The 21501-nt window shown below is 66.1% G+C and carries 21 protein-coding genes; 12 read left to right on the forward strand and 9 right to left on the reverse strand.

Going from position 1 to position 21501, the window contains the following annotated elements; translation table 11 throughout:
- Positions 1 to 75: 75 nt before the first annotated feature.
- The 8 genes from tpx to B0G57_RS19480 form a co-directional block, all read right to left on the reverse strand.
- Positions 76 to 576, reverse strand: a complete 501-nt coding sequence (tpx, locus tag B0G57_RS19445) for a thiol peroxidase (RefSeq protein ID WP_018439855.1) — start codon at positions 574 to 576, stop codon at positions 76 to 78.
- 85 nt (positions 577 to 661) lie between these two features.
- Entirely contained in the window at positions 662 to 2056 is a 1395-nt protein-coding gene (locus B0G57_RS19450; RefSeq protein WP_026229518.1) for a DUF3426 domain-containing protein, read from the reverse strand.
- Between the two features lie 102 nt (positions 2057 to 2158).
- Entirely contained in the window at positions 2159 to 3079 is a 921-nt protein-coding gene (gene prmA / locus B0G57_RS19455; protein WP_018439857.1) for a 50S ribosomal protein L11 methyltransferase, read from the reverse strand.
- A 42-nt stretch (positions 3080 to 3121) separates the two neighbouring features.
- On the reverse strand, positions 3122 to 4489 hold the full coding sequence (gene accC / locus B0G57_RS19460; protein WP_018439858.1) for an acetyl-CoA carboxylase biotin carboxylase subunit: 1368 nt from the start codon (positions 4487 to 4489) through the stop codon (positions 3122 to 3124).
- 123 nt (positions 4490 to 4612) lie between these two features.
- Positions 4613 to 5086 carry an acetyl-CoA carboxylase biotin carboxyl carrier protein gene (gene accB, locus B0G57_RS19465; RefSeq protein ID WP_018439859.1) on the reverse strand — a complete coding sequence of 158 codons (474 nt, stop codon included), beginning with the start codon at positions 5084 to 5086 and terminating at the stop codon, positions 4613 to 4615.
- Between the two features lie 64 nt (positions 5087 to 5150).
- Positions 5151 to 5603 carry a type II 3-dehydroquinate dehydratase gene (gene aroQ, locus B0G57_RS19470; RefSeq protein WP_018439860.1) on the reverse strand — a complete coding sequence of 151 codons (453 nt, stop codon included), beginning with the start codon at positions 5601 to 5603 and terminating at the stop codon, positions 5151 to 5153.
- Positions 5604 to 5795: 192 nt separating this feature from the next.
- Complete coding sequence (locus B0G57_RS19475) at positions 5796 to 6398, reverse strand: TlpA family protein disulfide reductase (protein WP_026229520.1); 603 nt, start codon at positions 6396 to 6398, stop codon at positions 5796 to 5798.
- A 13-nt stretch (positions 6399 to 6411) separates the two neighbouring features.
- Complete coding sequence (locus B0G57_RS19480; RefSeq protein WP_018439862.1) at positions 6412 to 7065, reverse strand: hypothetical protein; 654 nt, start codon at positions 7063 to 7065, stop codon at positions 6412 to 6414.
- Positions 7066 to 7151: 86 nt separating this feature from the next.
- On the opposite strand from B0G57_RS19480, the gene mpl reads away from it, so the two are divergent.
- The 5 genes from mpl (at position 7152) to mtgA (ending at position 13118) form a co-directional block, all read left to right on the forward strand.
- Positions 7152 to 8624 carry a UDP-N-acetylmuramate:L-alanyl-gamma-D-glutamyl-meso-diaminopimelate ligase gene (gene mpl / locus B0G57_RS19485; RefSeq protein ID WP_018439863.1) on the forward strand — a complete coding sequence of 491 codons (1473 nt, stop codon included), beginning with the start codon at positions 7152 to 7154 and terminating at the stop codon, positions 8622 to 8624.
- Positions 8621 to 9247, forward strand: coding sequence for a YqiA/YcfP family alpha/beta fold hydrolase (locus B0G57_RS19490; protein WP_018439864.1), 627 nt, complete (start codon positions 8621 to 8623; stop codon positions 9245 to 9247). Before mpl ends, B0G57_RS19490 begins: the two co-directional genes overlap by 4 nt.
- A gap of 104 nt (positions 9248 to 9351) precedes the next feature.
- Positions 9352 to 11499 carry a ribonuclease catalytic domain-containing protein gene (locus B0G57_RS19495; RefSeq protein ID WP_018439865.1) on the forward strand — a complete coding sequence of 716 codons (2148 nt, stop codon included), beginning with the start codon at positions 9352 to 9354 and terminating at the stop codon, positions 11497 to 11499.
- Between the two features lie 3 nt (positions 11500 to 11502).
- Complete coding sequence (aroE, locus tag B0G57_RS19500) at positions 11503 to 12399, forward strand: shikimate dehydrogenase (protein WP_018439866.1); 897 nt, start codon at positions 11503 to 11505, stop codon at positions 12397 to 12399.
- Entirely contained in the window at positions 12396 to 13118 is a 723-nt protein-coding gene (mtgA, locus tag B0G57_RS19505; RefSeq protein WP_018439867.1) for a monofunctional biosynthetic peptidoglycan transglycosylase, read from the forward strand. Before aroE ends, mtgA begins: the two co-directional genes overlap by 4 nt.
- A 49-nt stretch (positions 13119 to 13167) precedes the next feature.
- On the opposite strand, the gene B0G57_RS19510 is transcribed toward mtgA, so the two are convergent.
- A complete protein-coding gene (locus tag B0G57_RS19510; RefSeq protein ID WP_018439868.1) occupies positions 13168 to 13686 on the reverse strand; it encodes a cupin domain-containing protein in 519 nt (172 codons plus the stop codon).
- A gap of 392 nt (positions 13687 to 14078) precedes the next feature.
- On the opposite strand from B0G57_RS19510, the gene B0G57_RS19515 reads away from it, so the two are divergent.
- From B0G57_RS19515 to araH, 7 genes are all read left to right on the forward strand, one after another.
- Positions 14079 to 15035: an IclR family transcriptional regulator gene (locus B0G57_RS19515; RefSeq protein WP_018439869.1), complete on the forward strand. Its 957-nt coding sequence runs from the start codon at positions 14079 to 14081 to the stop codon at positions 15033 to 15035.
- Positions 15032 to 16027, forward strand: coding sequence for a 2-dehydro-3-deoxygalactonokinase (locus B0G57_RS19520; RefSeq protein WP_051089991.1), 996 nt, complete (start codon positions 15032 to 15034; stop codon positions 16025 to 16027). Before B0G57_RS19515 ends, B0G57_RS19520 begins: the two co-directional genes overlap by 4 nt.
- 54 nt (positions 16028 to 16081) lie before the next feature.
- Positions 16082 to 16774, forward strand: coding sequence for a 2-dehydro-3-deoxy-6-phosphogalactonate aldolase (locus tag B0G57_RS19525; protein WP_026229523.1), 693 nt, complete (start codon positions 16082 to 16084; stop codon positions 16772 to 16774).
- Complete coding sequence (locus B0G57_RS19530; RefSeq protein ID WP_018439874.1) at positions 16774 to 17553, forward strand: SDR family oxidoreductase; 780 nt, start codon at positions 16774 to 16776, stop codon at positions 17551 to 17553. The genes B0G57_RS19525 and B0G57_RS19530 overlap by 1 nt, the downstream gene beginning before the upstream one ends.
- Before the next feature lie 174 nt (positions 17554 to 17727).
- Positions 17728 to 18729, forward strand: a complete 1002-nt coding sequence (locus B0G57_RS19535) for an arabinose ABC transporter substrate-binding protein (protein WP_020566098.1) — start codon at positions 17728 to 17730, stop codon at positions 18727 to 18729.
- A gap of 103 nt (positions 18730 to 18832) precedes the next feature.
- A complete protein-coding gene (gene araG, locus B0G57_RS19540; protein WP_018439877.1) occupies positions 18833 to 20362 on the forward strand; it encodes an L-arabinose ABC transporter ATP-binding protein AraG in 1530 nt (509 codons plus the stop codon).
- A gap of 99 nt (positions 20363 to 20461) precedes the next feature.
- Entirely contained in the window at positions 20462 to 21478 is a 1017-nt protein-coding gene (gene araH / locus B0G57_RS19545; RefSeq protein WP_018439878.1) for an L-arabinose ABC transporter permease AraH, read from the forward strand.
- Positions 21479 to 21501: the final 23 nt, after the last annotated feature.

Consider the following 21501-nt stretch of genomic DNA (forward strand, 5'->3'; position numbering starts at 1 on the left):
CTGGTCGGGATTGTTGGTAGCGGATGTAAAAGCGCCGCGCTCGTGGGCGCGGCGTCTTCGCGATGTGCGTGGCCGTTACTTGAGCGCAGCGAGCGCCGCGTCGTAGTTCGGCTCGTTCTTGATCTCGCTGACGAGTTCGGCGTGTAGCACCTTGTCGTTCTCGTCGAGCACGACGACGGCGCGCGCCGTCAGGCCCGTGAGCGGGCCGCTCGTGACATCGACGCCGTAAGCCTTCGCGAACTCGCGGCCGCGGAAGGTCGAGGCCGTGACGACGTTCTCGATGCCCTCGGTCGTGCAAAAGCGCGACGCGGCAAACGGCAGGTCGCCCGAGATCACGATGACGACCGTGTTCGTCAGGTTCGCCGCCGCTTGGTTGAACTTGCGCGTTGACGTCGCGCAAGTCGGGGTATCGAGGCTCGGCACGATGTTCAGCACTTTGCGCTTGCCGGCAAAGTCGGCGAGCGTCAGCGGCTTGAGATCCTTGCCGACGAGCGAGAACTCGGGCGCGTTTTGGCCGGCCGACGGAAAGGTGCCGCCGACTTCGATCGGATTGCCACCCAGCGTGACTTGACTCATGTTGTGCTCCGGAAATTCGTTTCGGGTTGTCGCGGATGCGAGGGAATGGGCGCGGCCAACCGGTGACGAGACGCGCCCGCGATTGCTACGGATAAAAGATCTGCACGCGAAAATTCGTGGCGACGGCATTGCCGCTATCGAGCCTCACGATCATCGTCTGCGTCGTGTGCGGCGGGAGGCCCGCCGCGATCGGCGTGCCCGGCGGCGCATAGTCTTGCGGCCAGAGCACACGGCGAATCGCGATCTCGTTCTTCTCGTCGAACAGCGTCAGCTCGATGGCAGGGTAGGCCAGTGCGATGTTATAGCGGTTGCGCAGCGGCACGCGCAGCTCGAGCCGATGCGGCCCGTCGATCTGGCGAAGATCGGACGCTTCCACTTGCAGGCCGTCGATGTCGCGCGGTGGCGAGATTTGGCAACCGAGATACGTGCAGACTTCGGCGAACAGCGACTGCGACGACGGCCAATAAACCATGACCGTTTCGCGGCGCCACCAGGTGAGTTGCGCGACGAGCAGCACGGCGAGCAGGATCGAAAGGAACGCGCCGACGGCCCGCAGCCACCCATAGCGCGGCGCACCGGCGCGGGGCTCGCGCGTCACCTCGAACGGACGCGAGCGCTCTTCAGCTTGTGCCGCCAATGGCGGCACACCGGCGGGGCGAGCGCTCGCGGGCGGGGGCATCAGCGGCTCCGCCGGCGGCACGGAAAAGCGCGGCTCTCGGGCTTCGCGCTCGGTACGCCACGTAGCGGCCGGCGCGTCGCCGAGCGAGAGCTTCGGTTCCTCGTCGCGTTCGTCGCCAGGTTTTGAATGCGAGTCAGACTCACTGGCTGCCGGTTCACGCTCGGCCGGAGCAGGCGACGCGGCCGCAGCGGCTGAAACGGCCGCTGTGGGAGCAGCCGGGTTGGCCGCGGCGCCGGCCGCCGCCTGCATGCGCTCGGCATGGGCCGGCGTACCCATTGCGCTCGGGGCTCGTGCTTGATTCGGTTCCGTCGATACCGCTGGTTCCTTCGGGGTTCGCAAGGTTTGCGGCGCTTCCGGCCCGCTGGGTGCAGGCGGTGCTTTAGCCGTCGGCTCGGCGACCAGCGGTGACGCGAGCGTCGGCTCGCGCAACTCGTCGGCCACGATGTCGGCGAACGTCGAGGGCGGTGGCTGGACCGTCGGCGCCGCTTGTTCGGCCGTAGCCTCGTCGCGAGCCTCGCGTTCGGCAGGCTGCGCCGTGAATGCGCGCGGCGCGCCGTTTATGCGATCGAGGGGCGCGGCCTGGGACGCCGTCGGTGCCGCGCTCGATGCCTGCTGCTGGCGGCCCTGATCGCGCGCGCCGAAGTCGATCGTCGATGCGGCGCTCGGGTCGAGCAGGTTCTGCAACGCATCGAACACTTCATTGCAGTGCCCGCAGCGGACGCGTCCGCGCGTACGGGCAAGCTGTGCGTCCTGTACGCGGAAGACTGTTTCGCAGTGAGGGCAGCGGGTGGCAAGGACCATAGTTGGCACGCGAACTGGCCGCGGTGGGCGCAGGATGGATCGATACGCTCTATTCTAAAGTTTTTCGCGGCAGCGCCCCGGTGCGCGGCCTTGTGTGGCGCTCTACTGCTTTGGCTGCTCGCTTGCGGGACGTTTCGTTCCTGTCAGGCAGACCCAGCCATCGAGTTCCCGCCAGACGCACATGGTAATCCACGGCGCATAGGCCGCCGCCACTTCGTCCGCTTGCCGAGCGAGCACGCCCGATAGCGCCAACCGCCCGCCCGGCTTCACCTTCGACGAGAGCATCGACGCCATGAGCTTCAGCGGATTCGACAGAATATTGGCAACGACGGTGTCGAACTCGGTTGCGGGGCAGGCTTCCGGTAGCGCATAGGTGACGTCGGCGCGATTGCGGGCGCTGTTTTGGCGCGCCGATTCGACGGCCTGCGGATCGATGTCGATGCCGAAGACGGGATCGGCGCCGCATTTCTTCGCGAGAATCGCGAGGATGCCCGATCCGCAGCCATAGTCGAGCACCGATTGCCCGGCCACCACCGATTGCTCGAGCCATTCCATGCAGAGGCGCGTGGTCGGGTGACTGCCCGTGCCGAAGGCGAGACCGGGGTCGAGCTCCAGAACGAGGGCGTCGGGATCCGGCGCATCGTGCCAAGAGGGCACGACCCAGACTCGCTTACCGATTGCAATGGGTTCGAACTGCGACTGCGTGAGGCGCACCCAATCGGCGTCGGCCACTTCGCGCACCTGGAACGGCGGCACCGCGGCCAAGCCCACCGCATTGGCAGCGGCGGCGGCGAGCACGGCCGGATCGTGCTCCTCGGCGACGAGCGCCAGCACGCGCGAGTGCTGCCAGGCCGTCCGCTCGGGGACGAGACCCGGTTCGCCGAAAAGCGGCTGCTCGTCGGGCGTATCGGCGTCGGCATCCTCGACCGACACCGACAGCGCACCCAGTTCGAGGAGCGCGTCGGAGAGTGCCTCGGCGCGGGCCCGATCGAGCTCGACGATCAGTTCCCGATAGCTACTCATCACGGCTCCCGTTGAATGTGGGCGTGGGGAGGTATTCCACCATCAGACTTCTTCCGGCGCCGCCTGTTGCTTCTCCGCGAGCCGGTTCTCGAGGTAGTGAATGCTCGTGCCGCCTTCCACGAAGCCGCCGTCGAGCATCAGCTCGCGGTGCAGCGGGATGTTCGTCTGAATGCCTTCGACGACCATCTCCGACAGCGCGATGCGCATGCGGCGAATCGCCTGCTCGCGCGTCGTGCCGTACGCGATCAGCTTGCCGATCATCGAATCGTAGTTCGGCGGCACGAAATAGCCATTGTACGCGTGCGAATCGACGCGGATGCCCGGGCCACCCGGCACATGCCACGAGGTGATGCGGCCCGGCGACGGCGTGAACTTGAACGGATCCTCCGCGTTGATCCGGCACTCGATCGCATGACCGCGGAAGACGATATCGCGCTGCCGGAAGCCGATTTTCTCGCCCGCGGCAATGCGGATCTGCTCCTGCACGATATCGACGCCCGTGATCAGTTCGGTCACCGGATGCTCGACCTGCACGCGCGTGTTCATTTCGATGAAGTAGAACTCGCCGTTTTCATACAGGAACTCGAACGTTCCCGCGCCGAGATAGCCCATCTTCTTGCAGGCGTCGGCGCAGCGGTCGCCGATTCGATCGATGAGGCGGCGCGGGATGTTCGGCGCCGGCGCTTCCTCGATGATTTTCTGGTGGCGCCGCTGCATCGAGCAATCGCGCTCGCCGAGCCAGACGGCGTTCTTGAACGAATCGGCGAGAATCTGGATCTCGACATGGCGCGGGTTCTCGAGGAACTTCTCCATGTAGACCTGCGGATTGCCGAAGGCACGGCCCGCTTCCTCGCGCGTCGTATTGACGGCGTTCACGAGCGCCGCCTCCGTGTGCACGACGCGCATGCCGCGCCCGCCGCCGCCGCCGGCCGCCTTGATGATGACGGGGTAGCCGATCGCGCGCGCGATCTTGATGATTTCTTTCGGATCCTCGGGCAGAGCGCCTTCCGAGCCGGGCACACAAGGCACGCCCGTCTTGATCATCGTCTGCTTGGCCGTGACCTTGTCGCCCATCATGCGAATCGTCTCCGGGCGCGGGCCGATGAACGTGAAGCCCGATTGCTCGACGCGCTCGGCGAAATCGGCGTTTTCGGACAGAAAGCCGTAGCCCGGATGGATCGCTTCCGCGTCGGTGACTTCGGCCGCGCTGATGAGCGCCGGCATGTTCAGATAGCTCTGCGGCGATGGTGCCGGCCCGATGCAGACGGCCTCGTCGGCGAGCTTCACGTACTTCGCTTCCTTGTCGGCCACCGAATAGGCAACGACGGTCTTGATGCCGAGCTCGCGGCACGCGCGCTGAATGCGCAAGGCGATTTCGCCGCGATTGGCAATGAGTATTTTTTCAAACATGGCGATGATTCGTCTCTTCGTTGGGCGCCACGCGGCCCGCGCGGGATGCGGGCGGCAAGCGTTGCGGCGCGGGGCATTGAAGCCCGGTTGCCATACGCGCCGAGCGCGAGGCTGGCTCGCGGATCAGCCGATGACGAACAGGGGCTGTCCGAATTCGACGGCCTGCCCATTGTCGACGAGGATTTCCTTGACGACGCCTGCCTTGTCCGACTCGATCTCGTTCAGCAGCTTCATTGCCTCGATGATGCAAAGCGTCTGGCCTTCCTTGACGGCGTCGCCGACTTGCACGAACGGATCGGCGCCGGGCGACGGCGCGCGATAGAAGGTTCCGACCATCGGCGAGGCGACGACGTGGCCTTGCGGAGCCGCCGGCGCGACCGGTGCCGGTTGCCCGGCGCCCGCTTCGGCAGGGGCGGATGCCCCGGCTGCGGGATGCGACCCCGACAGTTGAGGCGTGTAGGACGTGGACTGCTGTACGTAAACCGGCGGCGCATTCTTGACGATGCGGACTTTGCCCTCGCCCTCAGTGACTTCCAGCTCGGAGATGCCGGACTCGGAGACGAGGTCGATCAAAGTTTTCAGCTTACGTAGATCCATAGGGAATCCCCTTCAATGCGTGAGGCGACGGCCGCAAGGCCCTTGCCGAATTGGTGTTGTTGGTTCAGCTGCGCGGTTCGGACGCGAGCCTGTCGAGCGCGAACTCGAGCGCGTAGAGATAGCCCTTCCAGCCGAGGCCGCAGATGACGCCTTCGGCCACGTCGGAAAGGTAGGAGTGGTGCCTGAACGGCTCGCGGCGGTGCACGTTCGAGAGGTGGATTTCGACGAACGGAATGTCGACGCCCTTGAGCGCGTCGCGAATCGCCACGCTCGTATGCGTGTAGGCCGCCGGATTGATTACGATGAACGCGACGTTTTCCGCGCGCGCGGCATGAATGCGATCGACGAGCTGGCCTTCGTGGTTGCTCTGGAACGTCGCCACTTCCACTCCCGCCTGCTGCGCCCTGCGGCCAAGCGATTCGTCGATTTGCTGCAGCGTCACGTTCCCGTAAACACCAGGCTCGCGCGTGCCGAGCAGGTTCAAGTTGGGGCCGTGCAGTACGAGCAGTTTTGTCATGGTCGCTTGTGATTCTGTCGCTTCGGGTTGAGCGGAATTGCGCGCACTTTAGCGCCGTTTAACGAAATTTGTCCAGCAGAGGATGAAAAAACGACCGCCCACGTGCGTGCCTGCGGACCGGTTTCACCCACGGCATTCGCGAACCTCTCGCAACTTGATCTGATAATTGGCCCATCTTGCCCTAAGAGGCGCCTATATCGCCGACTTCGGTCCAATGGCGTCGAGTGTGTGCCGCAGATCCTCGGGTACGATTTCCCCTAATTTTGTCGACCGTACGGCGCCGTTCGCGTCAATTACCACGGTGAACGGGAGTGCACCCGCCGTATTGCCGAAACTGCGCGCGAGGTCCGCGCCGCCGAATCCGCTGATGAATATCGGGTAATCGACGGGCACTTTGCGCAGGAACGACTCGACGTTCTGCTTCGAGTCGACGCCGATGCCGACAAACTGCACGCCCTTGCCCGCGTACTGGCGGGATAAATCGGCGAGCGTCGGCATTTCGCGCACGCAAGGACCGCACCACGACGCCCAGAAGTTGACGACGAGAACGTGACCCTTGTAGGCGTCGAGCGCGCGGGGGTTGCCGGCGACATCGGTCAGCGGCGCCCGCCAGAGAGCCGCGACGGCGCCTGGCTGCGCCGGGGCAACGGCGGGCGTCGTCGCCGGTTCATCGGAGGCCGACGAGGACGCGCTCGCGCTCGGCGCGCCGGCATGCAGCCAATACGCCGCGCCGGCGCCAAGCGCGAGAACGGCGACGGCGGCAATGGCCGAGGCAACGATCGAGGTCGGCTTCATCATGAGACGACTGTTAATTCGAGGGGGCGCGCACGTCGTCGGCATCGCCGACGGTGAGCAGCGCCTCGACGGTTTCGGTATTGGCGCGCTGCGTCCGGCCGCGCGCATCGGCACGAACGGCGCCGCGCAGGTCGTCGAGATCGTAAAGCGCGATATGCATACCGACCGGCTCCTCGTCGCGCGTCTCGCGCGATAGAAAACTGAGCGTTTCGACGGTGCCGCGGCCGCCGAAATGGCGCGTCTCGGACACGTCGTACTGCACGTTCGCGTTGAGCAGATAGATGGCGACCTCCTTCGGGTTGTCGCAAAAGACCTGCAAGTGAATGTCCGAATGCTCGCCGGCCGTGCCGTTCAGCACGGCTCCCGTCAAATACGGGTTGAAGGCCGCGAGCCGCTTCATCCAGTCGAGCGCGATTTCACGCAAACGGCGCAGCACGGCCGGCTGGCTGTCCGCCTGAAAAAGCGATTGGTACTCGCGGATTTCTTCCTCGATCTGGTCGTTGTCGGGCAGCCATTCGCCCGCCACGCGGCCTTGCCCCACGACCTGCCGTGCTGCTTTGCGCTTGGCGCTCGAGTAATCGAGCCCTTCTTCCGCGATCAGCCGGGCCGCGGCGATCGCGATTTCCTCCCGCACACGCTGCGGGTCGACGTGATATCTGCGAACCATCCACCAATCATACTAGATCGGCGACACCGGGCCTCGCGAGCGGAGACCCTCGGTTACAATAACCGCCTTTTCCGCAAGCAGCCCCTATGCACATCCACATCCTCGGTATCTGCGGCACGTTCATGGGCGGTCTTGCTGTGCTCGCGCGCGAGGCAGGACATACGGTGACGGGTTGCGACGCCGGCGTTTATCCGCCGATGAGCACGCAACTCGAAGCGCAGGGCATAGCGCTGATCGAGGGCTATGGCGCAGAACAGATCGACGCGCTCACACCCGATCTCTTCGTGATCGGCAATGTCGTCACGCGCGGCAATCCGCTGATGGAGGCGATCCTCGATCGCGGGCTGCCTTACGTGTCGGGCCCGCAGTGGCTCGGCGAGCACGTGCTCGCCGGCAAATGGGTGCTCGCGGTGGCCGGCACGCACGGCAAGACGACGACGAGCTCGATGCTCGCCTGGCTGCTTGAGGATGCGGGACTCGACCCCGGTTTCCTGATCGGCGGGGTGCCGCTGAACTTCGGCATCTCGGCGAGGCTCACCGATTCGAGTTTCTTCGTGATCGAAGCCGACGAATACGACACCGCGTTCTTCGACAAGCGTTCGAAATTCGTCCACTACCGGCCGCGCACGGCGATCCTCAACAATCTCGAGTACGACCACGCCGACATTTTTCCCGACCTGGCCGCGATCGAGACGCAGTTTCATCATCTCGTGCGCACGGTGCCGCGCGTCGGGCGCCTCGTCGTCAACGGTCGGGAGGCGGCGCTCGAGCGTGTGCTCGCGCGCGGCGTCTGGAGCGAGGTCGAGCGCTTCGGCGTCGACGGCGGTTGGCTCGCGGCGCCTGTCGCCGAGGGGCAGGCCGTGGACGAACAGTTCGCTCTTTACTGGCAGGGCGAGCGTGTCGGCGCGGTCGACTGGCAGGTGCAAGGCGAGCATAACCGCCTCAACGCACTGGCGGCGATCGCGGCGGCACGTCATGTCGGCGTGCCGGCCGCGCAGGCCGCGCGCTCGCTCACATCGTTTCGCAACGTCAAGCGGCGCATGGAAGTGCGCGGCAGCGTCGACGGGGTCACCGTCTATGACGACTTTGCCCACCATCCGACCGCCATCGAGACGACGATCGCGGGCTTGCGGACACGCATCGGCGAGCACGCGCGCATCGTCGCCGTCCTCGAGCCGCGCTCGAACACGATGAAACTCGGCGTCATGAAGGCGCAGTTGCCGGCGAGCCTCGCGGATGCCGATCTGGTGTTCGGTTATGGCGCGCCAAGCGGGCGCGACGCGCTGGGCTGGAATCTCGGCGAGGCGCTCGCGCCGCTCGGTGCGAAGGCGCGGGCATTCGACGATCTCGGCGCACTCGTCGCGTCCGTCGTCGCGGCGGCGCGCGCCGGCGATCATCTGCTCGTGATGAGCAACGGCGGATTCGGCGGCGTCCATCAGAAGTTGCTCGACGCGCTCGCGGCGCGCTCGGGAGCGGGCGCCGTTCCAGATGCCGCGGCAACAGGGAGCGCGGACGCCGGCGCGGCGTGCGCGGCCCCGGGCGAACGAGGCGTCGCGTGATCGTCTATCTGCACGGTTTCCGCTCGTCGCCCAATTCGTTCAAGGCGCGGCTCGTCGCGGCGCGGCTGGCCGAGCTCGGTCTTGCGGACGCGCTCTGCTGTCCGACGCTGCCCGTGTCGCCGCTCGCGGCAATTGCGCTCGTCGAGGCTGAAGTGGAGGCCGCGCTGCGGGCGAACGCGCCTGCCCACGCGGCGGCGAACGGCGGCAAGGCGCGCGGCGTGACCGTGATCGGCAGCTCGCTCGGCGGTTATCTCGCCACTTACCTCGCCGAAAAACACGGGTGGCGCGCGGTGTTGCTGAACCCGGCCGTGCTGCCGCAACGCGATCTTTCGGCTTATCTCGGCGAGCAGCCGCTTTGGCACGGCGGCGGCAGCATCGTCGTGACGCCGCGCCATCTGGACGAGTTGCGGATGCTCGGCGTCGCGTCGGTGACGCGGCCCGAACGCTATTATCTGATCGCCTGCACCGGCGATGAGGTGCTCGACTATCGCGAAATGCTCGCGCACTACCCCGGTGTCAAGACGAAGCTGATCGACGGTGGCGATCATGCGATCAGCGACTTCGCCGAGCATGTCGACGACGTGCTCGCCTTTTGCGGCGTGAGATCGCCCGGGCGCGGCTGATCTGCCGCGCGGCGCTTAGCGAATACCCGATCTCCATCGGGCGCACGGATTGCGCGACACACGTCCGGAGCGGCGGGCGACAAGCTTTCTAGCGGGAATATCGAGTGAACGTATTTTTTGAGGAATCGGGCAGTTTGAAGGCGGGCAACGTATTGTCGCGGCAAGGCGAAGCGTTGCAGGTGGAGCTGCCGGGCGGCCGGCGGGCGAAGGTCCGCTCGAAGGACGTCCTGATCGAATTCGGCGAGCCCGGCGCGGCTGACCTCATGCAGCGGGCCGAGGCGGCCGCGCACGATATCGACCTCGACTTTTTGTGGGAGTGCGCGCCGCAGGAAGAGTTCGCGTTCGGCTCGCTCGCCGATGAGTACTTCGGCGCGACGGCGGGGCCTGTAGAGCGCGCGGCGCTCGTCTTGCGCATGCAGGGCGCGCCCGTCTACTTCCGGCGCAAGGGCCGCGGCCAATATCAGCGTGCGCCCGAAGAGCAGCTCAAGATGGCGCTCGCGGCGCTCGAGCGCAAGCGTCAGCAGGCGCTCGTTCAGGCCGGCTACGAAGAGGAGCTGAAGGCGGGGCGGCTGCCCGACGCATTCAAGGGCAAGGCGCTCGCGTTGCTCACGAAGCCGGACAAGAACTCGATCGAATACAAGGCGCTCGAAGCGGCCGCCGCCGCGCGCGGCGTGTCGCCGCCGCGGCTCATGCTCGACTGCGGCGGCATCCCCTCGGCGCGCGCGCTGCATGAAGCACGCTTTTTATCCGAGTACTTCCCGCACGGCACAGCGTTTCCGAGCGTCATGCCGAACCCTTTGCCCGACGATTTGCCGAGCGCGCAGGTCGAAGCCTTCTCGATCGACGACATCACGACGACCGAGATCGACGACGCATTCTCGGTCGAGCTGCTCGCGGACTCGCGCGTGCGCGTCGGCGTGCACATCGCGGCGCCGGCGCTCGGCATCGAGCGCGGAGACGCCATCGATGCGATCGCGCGCGCGCGGCTGTCGACGGTCTACATGCCGGGCGACAAGATCACGATGCTGCCGGATGAAGTCGTCGAGGCGTTTACGTTGAAGGAGGGCGGCCTGCGGCCGGCGCTCTCGCTTTACATCATCGTCGACAGAGCGACGCAGGAGATCGTCGCGAGCGAAACGCGCGCGGAACGCGTCTTCGTCAAGAACAATCTCCGTCACAACACGCTCGACGCCCTCGTGACGGAAGAGGCGCTCGCCGCCGGCACGGGCGAATACCCGCACAAGGAAGACATCGCGATACTGTGGCCGCTCGCGCGTGCGCTCTTCGAAAAGCGTCAGGCCGTGCGCGCGAGCTATGGCCTCAGGCGCGAGGTACCGGGCAACACGGACTTCAATTTCTACGTCGAAGGCGAGCATGTGACGATCACGCCGCGGCGGCGCGGCTCGCCGCTCGACCTGATCGTCGCCGAGCTGGCGATTCTCGCGAACTCGACGTGGGGCGCATTGCTGCACGACCACGGCGTGCCGGGTGTCTACCGGACGCAGCGGACCTTCGCGGCCGCCGGGCCGAAGCGCACGCGAATGCAGACGACGGCCGCGCCCCACGAGGGGCTCGGCGTTGCGCAGTACGCCTGGAGCACGTCGCCGTTGCGCCGATACGTCGACCTCGTGAACCAGTGGCAACTGCTCGCCTGCGTGCAGCACGGCGTCGCGGCCAAGCTCGTGGCCCCGTTCAAGCCGAAAGACGCCGATCTTTTCGCTGTGGTGCAGGGCTTCGACGATACGTACACCGCCTACGCCGACCACCAGCGGCGCATGGAGTACTTCTGGTGCCTGCGCTGGATCGCGCAGGAAGGCAAGAAGGAAGTCGTCGCCTCCGTCGTGAAAGGCGATCTCGTGCGGCTGGAAGACGTGCCGTTGTTGCTGCACGTGCCGGGCTTGGGCGTCCATGCGCGCGGCACGCGCCTGCTGCTCGAAGTGATGTCCGTCGATGAGCTGACGGTCGAAGCATCCGTGCGGCCGATTCGCGTGCTCGATGCGCCCGGGATGCCGGTCGGTTTGCCGGCTGAAGAGGAAGACGAGGAAGTCGAGACGCTTGCCGAGGCCGCCGACGCCTCCGCCGAAAGCGAAGAAGAGGCGCGCGCCGAAACAAGCGGCGAGGCGGCCGCCGGTGATGGCGGCGATTCGCAATCGACCGGCGAAACTTCGAGGGGCGAAACTTCGAGCGGCGATGCGCCCTCCGGCGCGCCCCCGCTCGATGGAGCAAGCCGAGCCGCACATATTACGGACTGAGCGATGGGACCGATTGACACTACGAGCGCGATTCCAGAAATAGCGCCGGCAACGGCTGGCCGCGACCTTTATGCGGTCGTCGGCAATCCGATTGCACACAGCAAGTCACCGTTCATTCACGCGCGCTTCGCGGAGCAAACGGGCGAGCCCGTCGAGTACCGCCATTTGCTTGCGCCGCGCGACCGTTTCGCGGAAACGGTGCGTCTGTTCGTCGCCGCGGGCGGACTCGGGCTCAACGTGACGGTGCCGTTCAAGCTCGAAGCCCATGCGCTCGCGAACAGCCTCTCCGCGCGCGCGGCCGCGGCGGGAGCCGTCAACACGCTGCGCTTCGATGGCGAGCGCATTTACGGCGACAACACCGACGGCGTGGGTCTCGTGCGCGATATCGAGGCGAATCTCGGCATGCCGCTGGCCGATACTCGCATTCTGCTGCTCGGCGCGGGCGGGGCGGCACGCGGCGTCGTACTGCCGATCCTGGAGCGCAAGCCGCGCTCGCTCACGATCGTCAACCGCACGGCGGAGAAGGCCGAGGCGCTCGTCGCACAGTTTGCCGCGGCGGCGCACGAAGCCCGCGCCGCGCTCACCGGAGGCGGGGCCGGTCTGGTCGGATCGAGCCCCTACGACCTGATCGTCAACGCGACGGCGGGCAGCCTCGACGCGGCGCTGCCCGAGTGCGACGCGCGCGCGTTCGGCCGCGGCACGCTGGCCTACGACATGATGTACGGCGCGCAGCCGACCGTCTTCATGCAGCATGCGAAATCGCTCGGCGCGCGCGCCGCGGACGGACTCGGCATGCTCGTCGAGCAGGCTGCCGAGTCGTTCTTCGTCTGGCGCGCGGTTAGACCGGCGAGCGCGCCGGTGCTTGCCGAACTGCGTACGATGCTCGCCAGGCAGTCATGACGGGCGCACGCCGCGCAAGCAGAGCCGGTCTCGCGAGATGGGCCGCTTATGCGGTATCGGTCTGCGCGATCGCGTGGATCGCGACGCAGGCATACTACTTCGCGCAGGTCGCGATATGGACGATCGTGAATCCGCGATCGACGGCCTTCATGCGCGCCGACGCATGGCGGCTTGCGCAGGATCGCCCCGATCTGTCGATCCAACATCAATGGGTGCCCTACGAACGCATTTCGCGCAACCTGAAACGCGCGATCATCGCTTCCGAGGATGCCAACTTCGTCAACAACAACGGCTACGAGACCGACGCGATCCTGCAGGCGTGGGAGAAAAACAAATCGCGCGGCAAGATCGTCGCGGGCGGCTCGACGATCAGCCAGCAGCTCGCCCGCAATCTGTTCCTTTCGCGCGAAAAGAGCTACGTCCGCAAAGGGCAGGAGCTCATCATCACCTGGATGCTCGAAACGCTGATGGACAAGCAGCGCATCTTCGAGATCTATTTGAATTCGGTCGAATGGGGCAACGGCGTCTATGGCGCCGAAGCGGCGGCGCGGTACTACTATCGCGTGTCCGCCAACCAGCTTTCCGGCTGGCAGGCGGCCCGCCTCGCCGTCATGCTGCCGAGGCCGAAGTACTTCGACGAGCATCGGGGCTCGGGCTATCTCGCGCAGCGCGCGGCCGTCATCGCCAGGCGCATGGGCGCGGCGGAAGTGCCGCGCTAGCCTCGACTGGCCGCGTCGCTGGTCTTCTTTTCAACGCTTCACACTTCAGTCAGTTCCCTTCCCAATACTCGATCGTCGCGTCCTGGCGCGAGACGAAGCGAAAGGGCGTCGGCCGCTCTCCGGGCGCGCCCGGAAATTCAGCCAGGACCCCGAACTTGCCCGAATCCGGATACTCGGCGATTTCGGGCGTCATCTTCGTGCTCACCGCGAGGTACTTGAGCTCGACGGTCCCCGTGTTGACGATCTGATGCGCGAGCTCGGCGCCACCGGGCGGACACGCGATGACGTCGCCCGCGCGGATCGGGTACGTCGCGGTTCCGATGCGCACTTCCCCGGCACCTTCGAGCACGAAGAACATCTCCTCGTTGATCCGGTGGTTGTGAAAGGGAAACGCGCGCTTGCCGGGCGGAACGGCCGTGACGTTGTAGCCGAGCTTTTGCGCGCCCACGCGCGGCCCGATCATGCCCATTCGTACATCGCCGTAGCGGTCGTTCATCGATTCCGGCGGCGCGAAGGCGGATGGGCGAGGCTGCAGTTCGACGTCGGCAATATTGACGATGGGGTTCATCGTTTCTGGACTCCTGAAAGATGGCGGGAAAAAGGGGCCGCGATGCGGGACGTGCTGCGTGCCGAACCGACTCGTCCGAACCCGCAGCGGCGGCCCCATTTCATTCGGCATTGGCCCGCGGGGTTGCCGAACGGCTTTAAGCGCCACTTGCACTGACTATATAAGAGCTGCGGTTGCACGGACAGAAAATAAGACGAATGCCAACGAGGCCAACGCGCGCGCCTTCGCCCGTTCCGGCCTGATCCTGTCCGTCGCCCCACTCACATTCGAATCCCAAAATGTGGGCGCGTCACTCATATGTTGAACAGCGGCCGAAAGAGCGCCTACAATCCAGCGAACGGCAGCGGCTGAGCTCAATGCGATCCCTGCCACGACGACAGTGCGAAGCGCAAATGACGCTTGCACGCCAAGGAGACGCCTTCATGAACGCCACGGATCAAGCTGCCGACGCCCCGGATGGGAGCGAACCGTCGGTCGACGCCACGCTTGCCGCTGCTTTGCGTGCCGCTTCGGATGCGGCCGAGATCAACGTTTCGGGAACGCCGCTCGATATCGCCGGCCAGCAGGCGGGCACGCAGACGCTGCTGCGCGGCCTCGCGATTCTGGAAGCCGCGGCAGCCAATGCGCACGATATGCGGGCGTTCGCGGCGGTGCTCGGCACGACGCGCAGCACGACGCACCGGCTCGTCAACAGCCTCGTGCAGGCGCGCTATCTGCGTCAGACGCCGAATGGCTATTTGCTCGGGCCGAAGCTGATCGAGCTCGGCACGATCGCGCTCGAGCAGATGCCGCTCACCAAGGTGGCGCGTCCGCACCTCGAGCGGCTCGCGCAAGCGACCCTCGATACGATCCATCTCGGCGTGCGCGATGGCGACGACGTGCTTTACATCGACAAGATTCCCGGCCAGCGCGGCCTCGAGATGCGCTCGCGCATCGGTCACCGGATGCCGCTCGCTTCGACGGGTATCGGCAAGGCAATGATGATCGACTTGAAGCCTGAAGAATGGGAGACGCTTTTCGACGCGTCGCGCCGTGCGCTGGCGGCTGTCACGTTCAAGCCTGATACGCGCCCCGACAAGCCTGTTTTCCTGCACCGGATGGTGCGCTATGCGGCCGGCGGATTCACCTTCGATCTCGAGGAGAACGAAGCGTCGATCCGTTGTGTGGCCGCGCCCGTGCGTGACGCGTCAGGGGCGATCGTCGCCGCCGTCTCGGTGGCGAGCACGATTCCTTATATGCCGCTCGAGCGGATGGAAGAACTCGTGCCCGTCGTCCAGCGCGAAGCGCGCGGTATTTCGGAGGAGCTTGGGTGGGCCACCCCACAAAACGGACGGCGGATCAAGCGATGAGCGTATCGGAGAAGCGATTGGCCGAGCCGGCGCTGATCGGCCTCGACTGGGGGACGACATCGCTCAGAGCGTATCTCTTCGATGCGACGGGCGAAGTCCTCGCGACGCGCGCGTCCGGTGCCGGCATCATGAATCTGCCGCGCCCCGGCGGCTTCGACGCCGCCTTCGATGCGGCTTGCGGCGATTGGCTCGACGAAGCGCCCGACCTGCCCGCGATTGCGGCGGGCATGGTCGGCAGCGCGCAAGGCTGGCGCGAAGCGCCCTATGTCGATACACCGGCCGCGGCTGACGCGCTCGTGGCCGGCCTCGTGCGCGTGACGACCGCGCGCGGCACGGTGCTCAATATCGTGCCTGGCGTCATCGAGCGCGGCGAGTTGCCGAACGTGATGCGCGGCGAGGAAACGCAGATCGTCGGCGCGCTGGCCGGCGATCCCGCGCTCGGTGCGAACGGGCGGGCCGTGCTCGTCGGGCTGCCGGGCACGCACGCGAAGTGGGCCATCGTCCACGGCGAGCGCATCGAGGCGTTCCATACGTTCATGACGGGCGAGCTTTTCGCGGCGCTACGTAACCACACGATTCTGGGCCGGACGATGGCCGAGCCGGCGCAGCCCGATACCGAAGCGTTCCTGCGCGGCGTGACGGTAGCGAAGAATGCCGATCGGGCGGGCCTGCTCGCGACGATTTTCAGCACGCGCACGCTGGGCCTCACGGCGCAGTTGCAGGCCGAGCAGCAGCCCGACTACCTGTCGGGGCTCCTGATCGGCCACGAGCTTTCCGGCGTACAGGCGCTGCTCGCCGAGCGTGGCGAGACGCTCGCGAGCGAGGCGCTGCGGCTCATCGGCGAACCGTCGTTGTGCGAGCGCTATCGCCTCGCGCTTGCCGAGTTCGGCTGCGCGAGCGCGACGATCGTCGAAGCGGCGGCCGAGCGCGGCCTTTGGCGCATCGCGATGCAGGCGCGGCTCGTCGCCGCCGCCACGACGCAAACAACGTAAGCAATTTGAGCACCGTAAGCAACGTAAGCGAAGACATGGATGGGATTCGCCAACATGGCCACGACTGATCGACAAACCGACATCGACCTCCCCGCGCCGTACCGGCCGCATCCGGGTTTCGTCGCCGCTTTCTCGGCATGCCCGCTGATCGCGATACTGCGCGGCGTGACGCCGGCTGAGGTCGCGGCGCACGGGCAGGCGCTTTACGACGCCGGTTTTCGCCTGATCGAAGTGCCGCTCAACTCGCCGCAGCCGTTCGCGAGCATCGCGGCGCTGCGCGGCGCCTTGCCCGATGACGTGATCGTCGGTGCCGGCACGGTGTTGCGGCCTGAGTTCGTCGACGATGTCGCGGACGCGGGCGGCGAGCTCATCGTCATGCCTCATGCCGATGCCGCCGTCATTCGGGCCGCGAAAGCGCGCGGGCTTGCCTGCACGCCTGGCGTCGCGACGCCGACCGAAGCGTTCGCCGCGCTCGTTGCGGGCGCGGACGCGCTCAAGATGTTTCCGGCCGAGCAGCTCGGCACGCATGTCGTGAAGGCATGGCGCGCGGTGACGCCGAAGCGAGTGCCGCTCGTGCCCGTCGGGGGCATCACGCCCGACAACATGGCGCCGTTCCTCGCGGCGGGCGCCGACGGCTTCGGCCTTGGCTCGGCGCTCTATCGCCCGGGACAGGACGCCGACCTCACGGCGAAGAATGCGGGTGCGTTCATCGACGGGTTGCGCACGGCGCGCGCGGAGTCGACGTGATGGGCAGGCTGGCGGGCAAGATCGCGTTGATTACGGGTGCCGGCCGCGGCATCGGGGCCGCGATCGCGCATGCGTTTGCCCGCGAGGGCGCGGCCGTCGTGCTGGCCGAGCTCGATGCCGAAACGGCCGGCCAGACGGCTGCCGCCATCGAGCGCGAGACGCCCGGGGCGCGAACGCTCGCCGTGCGGACCGATGTGACCGACGCGACTTCAGTGCGCGAAGCCGTCGCCGCCTCCGAGCGCACCTTCGGCCCGCTCGACGTGCTCGTCAACAACGCCGGCATCAACGTCTTCTGCGATCCGCTGACGATGACCGACGAAGACTGGCGGCGCTGTTTCGCGGTGGATCTGGACGGTGTCTGGAACGGATGTCGGGCCGTGCTGCCGGGCATGGTCGAACGCGGGCGCGGCAGCATCGTAAACATCGCCTCGACGCATTCTTTCAAGATCATCCCGGGCTGCTTTCCGTATCCGGTCGCGAAGCACGGCGTGATTGGCCTCACTCGTGCGCTCGGGATCGAATACGCGGCGCGGCAGGTGCGCGTCAATGCGATCGCGCCCGGCTACATCGAAACGCAACTGACGCGCGATTGGTGGGATGCGCAGCCCGACGCGGAGGCGGCCCGCCGCGCGACGCTCGACCTGCAGCCGATGAAGCGGATCGGGCAGCCCGAGGAGGTGGCGATGACGGCGGTGTTCCTCGCGTCCGACGAGGCGCCATTCATCAACGCGAGTTGCATCACCGTCGATGGAGGCCGCTCGGCGCTGTACCACGATTGAGAGCGGAGCGCCGCCGATGCTCGAACGACGAGGAGCGATCGACAAACGAGCGAGGCAATCGGAAGACGACGAGCAAGACGACAAGAGTCTCAATTCGGATGACCCACTGGCCGCGTGAGCCATCCGACACAAACAAGATGCGGCCCACACCTTCAATTAGCAGGAGACATGCACATGAAGCGCAGAATGATCCTCACGCTGGCAGCCATTGCGGCGGGTACGATGCTCGCGGGCGCACCGGCCGCGCAGGCGGCGGACCAGGTCAAGATCGGCTTCCTCGTCAAGCAGCCGGAAGAGCCCTGGTTCCAGGACGAGTGGAAGTTTGCCGAGCAGGCCGCCAAGAAGGACGGGTTCACGCTCGTCAAGATCGGCGCGCCCTCGGGCGAGAAAGTGATGAGCGCGATCGACAACCTGGCCGCCCAACAGGCGCAGGGCTTCATCATCTGCACGCCGGACGTGAAGCTCGGGCCCGGCATCGTTGCCAAGGCGAAGGCCGACAAGCTCAAGATGATGACCGTGGACGATCGTCTCGTCGACGGCTCGGGCAAGCCGATCGAATCGGTGCCGCATATGGGCATTTCGGCCTACAACATCGGCCAGCAAGTGGGTGATGCGATCGCCGCCGAGATCAAGAAGCGGGGCTGGGATATGAAGGATGTCGGCGCGATCGACGTCACATACGAACAGCTGCCGACGGCCCACGACCGTACGACGGGCGCCACCGACGCACTCCTGAAGGCGGGCTTCCCCGCGGCGAACATCATCAAGGCGCCGCAAGCCAAGACCGATACGGAGAACGCGTTCAACGCGGCCAACATCGCGCTGACGAAGAACCCGCAATTCAAGCATTGGGTGGCCTATGCGCTGAACGACGAAGGGGTGCTCGGCGCCGTGCGCGCGGCGGAAGGCCGTGGCTTCAAGGCCGACAACATGATCGGCGTCGGCATCGGCGGCTCGGATTCGGCTCTGAACGAGTTCAAGAAGCCGAATCCGACGGGTTTCTTCGGCACGGTGATCATCAGTCCGAAGCGTCACGGCGAAGAAACGTCCGACTTGATGTACGCATGGATCACCCAAGGCAAGGAGCCGCCGAAGCTCACGCTGACGACGGGCATGCTGGCCACGCGTGACAACGTCAATGAAGTGCGCGAGAAGATGGGTCTCGCTTCGAAGTAACAGGCGCGGCCGAACCGGGCCGGCCGCCGGCGCGCCTCATGAGAGAAAGAGGCGCGCCCGCGCAACCGGCGCGGACGTTTCATTCAGTGCAAGGTGAAGCAACATGTCAGCAACGCTGCGTTTTGACAACATCGGCAAGGTCTTTCCGGGCGTGCGTGCGCTCGACGGTGTTTCGTTCGACGTGAACGCCGGCGAAGTGCACGGCCTCATGGGCGAGAACGGCGCGGGCAAATCGACGCTGCTCAAGGTGCTCGGCGGCGAGTACCAGCCGGATTCGGGCCGCGTCATGATCGACGGCAAGGAAGTGCGGTTTTCGAGCGCCGCCGCTTCGATCGCGGCCGGCATCGCCGTCATCCATCAGGAACTGCAATACGTGCCCGATCTCACGGTGGCGGAGAATCTGCTGCTCGGTCGCCTGCCGAACGCGCTCGGCTGGGTCGACAAGCGCGGCGCGCAGCGCTTCGTGCGCGAGCGGCTCGCGGCGATGGGCGTCGACCTCGATCCGAACGCCAAGCTCGGGCGCCTTTCGATCGCGCAGAGGCAGATGGTGGAGATCTGCAAGGCGCTTTTGCGCAACGCGCGCGTCATCGCGCTCGACGAGCCAACGAGCTCGCTTTCGCATCGCGAGACCGAAGTGCTCTTCAAGCTCGTGCGCGATTTGAAGGTCGACGGCCGCGCGCTCGTCTACATCTCGCACCGGATGGACGAGATTTACGAGCTCTGCGATTCGTGCACGATCTTTCGCGACGGCCGCAAGGTGGCGTCGCACCACTCGCTCCATGAGGTGCCGCGCGAAACGCTCGTCTCGGAGATGGTCGGGCGCGAGATCACGGATATCTACGACTATCGGCCGCGCGAACACGGCGCGGTTCGTCTGGCTGTCGACGGCATCGAGGGGCGCGGTCTGTCCGCGCCGGTGAGCTTCGAGGTTCACGCGGGCGAAATTCTCGGCTTTTTCGGGCTCGTCGGCGCCGGGCGCAGCGAGCTCATGCGCCTAGTCTACGGCGCGGAGAAAAAACGCGGTGGACGGCTTTCGCTCGACGGGCGGGCCATCAGCGTGAAGAGCCCCGGGCAGGCGATTCGCCAGGGCATCGTGCTGTGCCCCGAGGACCGCAAGGAGGAGGGCATCGTCGCGCTGGCGTCGGTGGCCGAGAACATCAACATCAGCTGCCGCCGTCACGATTTGCGCGCCGGACTCTTTCTCGATCGCGCGAAGGAGGCCGAGACGGCGGACCGTTTCATCAAGCTGCTCAAGATCAAGACGCCGCACCGCAAGCAGCGGATCCGTCTGCTCTCGGGCGGCAACCAGCAAAAGGCGATCCTGTCGCGCTGGCTCGCGGAACCGGACCTCAAGGTCGTGATTCTCGACGAGCCGACGCGCGGCATCGACGTCGGCGCCAAGCACGAGATCTACAACGTGATCTACGAGCTCGCCGAACGCGGCTGCGCCGTCGTGATGATCTCGTCGGAGCTGCCGGAAGTGCTCGGCGTATCGGACCGCATCGTCGTCATGCGCGAAGGCCGCATCTCGGGAGAAGTGGTGCGCGAGAAAGCGAGCGAAGCGGCGCTTTTGAGCCTCGCGCTGCCGCAAGGCACGCGCTCAGAACAAGAGGTGCCGCGCGAAGCCGCGTGACGAGCCGGCTCACGCGCGCCGCCGTGAAGGTGGCGCGCAGTGCGCAAGAGGGTGTGGACAGAATAGGAGCCCGTGAATACGGGTCGAAGGAGCGACGAAATGCAAGCAAGAGAAAACCTGGCGACCTCGGCGGCGAAGCACGCCGCCGACGCGCTGATTCCCCAGCCGAGCGATCGGCAGAAATGGTGGCAGCAGATCACCGAATACAGCCTCATCCTCATCTTCGCCGTGATGTTCATCACGACGTCGCTGACGGTCGATCACTTCTTCTCGATCGAGAACATGCTCGGCCTCGCGCTGTCGATCTCGCAGATCGGCATGGTTGCCTGCACCATGATGTTCTGCCTGGCATCGCGCGACTTCGACCTCTCGGTCGGCTCGACGGTCGCGTTCGCGGGCGTGCTCTGCGCGATGGTCCTCAATGCGACGAACAACACGTTTCTCGCGATCGTCGCGGCCGTCGCCGCCGGCTCGGTGATCGGTTTCGTCAATGGCGCCGTCATCGCCTATCTGCGCATCAACGCGCTGATCACGACGCTGGCGACGATGGAGATCGTGCGCGGGCTCGGCTTCATCGTCTCGCACGGCCAGGCCGTCGGCGTCTCGTCCGACACGTTCATCGCAATGGGCGGGCTGACGCTCGCTGGCGTGTCGCTGCCGATCTGGGTCACGCTCGTCTGCTTCATCGTGTTCGGCGTGATGCTCAACCAGACCGTCTACGGCCGCAATACCCTCGCGATCGGCGGCAACCCGGAAGCCTCGCGGCTCGCCGGCATCAACGTCGAGCGCACGCGCGTCATCATCTTCCTCGTTCAGGGTGCCGTGACGGCGCTCGCGGGCGTGATCCTCGCATCGCGCATCACGTCGGGGCAGCCCAATGCGGCCGAGGGCTTCGAGCTCAATGTGATCTCGGCCTGCGTGCTGGGCGGCGTCTCGCTGCTCGGCGGCCGCGCGACGATTTCGGGTGTCGTGATCGGCGTGCTCATCATGGGCACCGTCGAGAACGTGATGAACCTGCTCAACATCGACGCGTTCTATCAATACCTCGTGCGTGGCGCGATCCTGCTCGCCGCCGTGTTGCTCGACCAGTTGAAGAACCGCGGCTCGCGCGATTGAGCGTGAGCGCGGCCGTCTCAGTG

It is taken from the genome of Trinickia symbiotica (assembly GCF_002934455.1).
GTDB lineage: Bacteria > Pseudomonadota > Gammaproteobacteria > Burkholderiales > Burkholderiaceae > Trinickia > Trinickia symbiotica.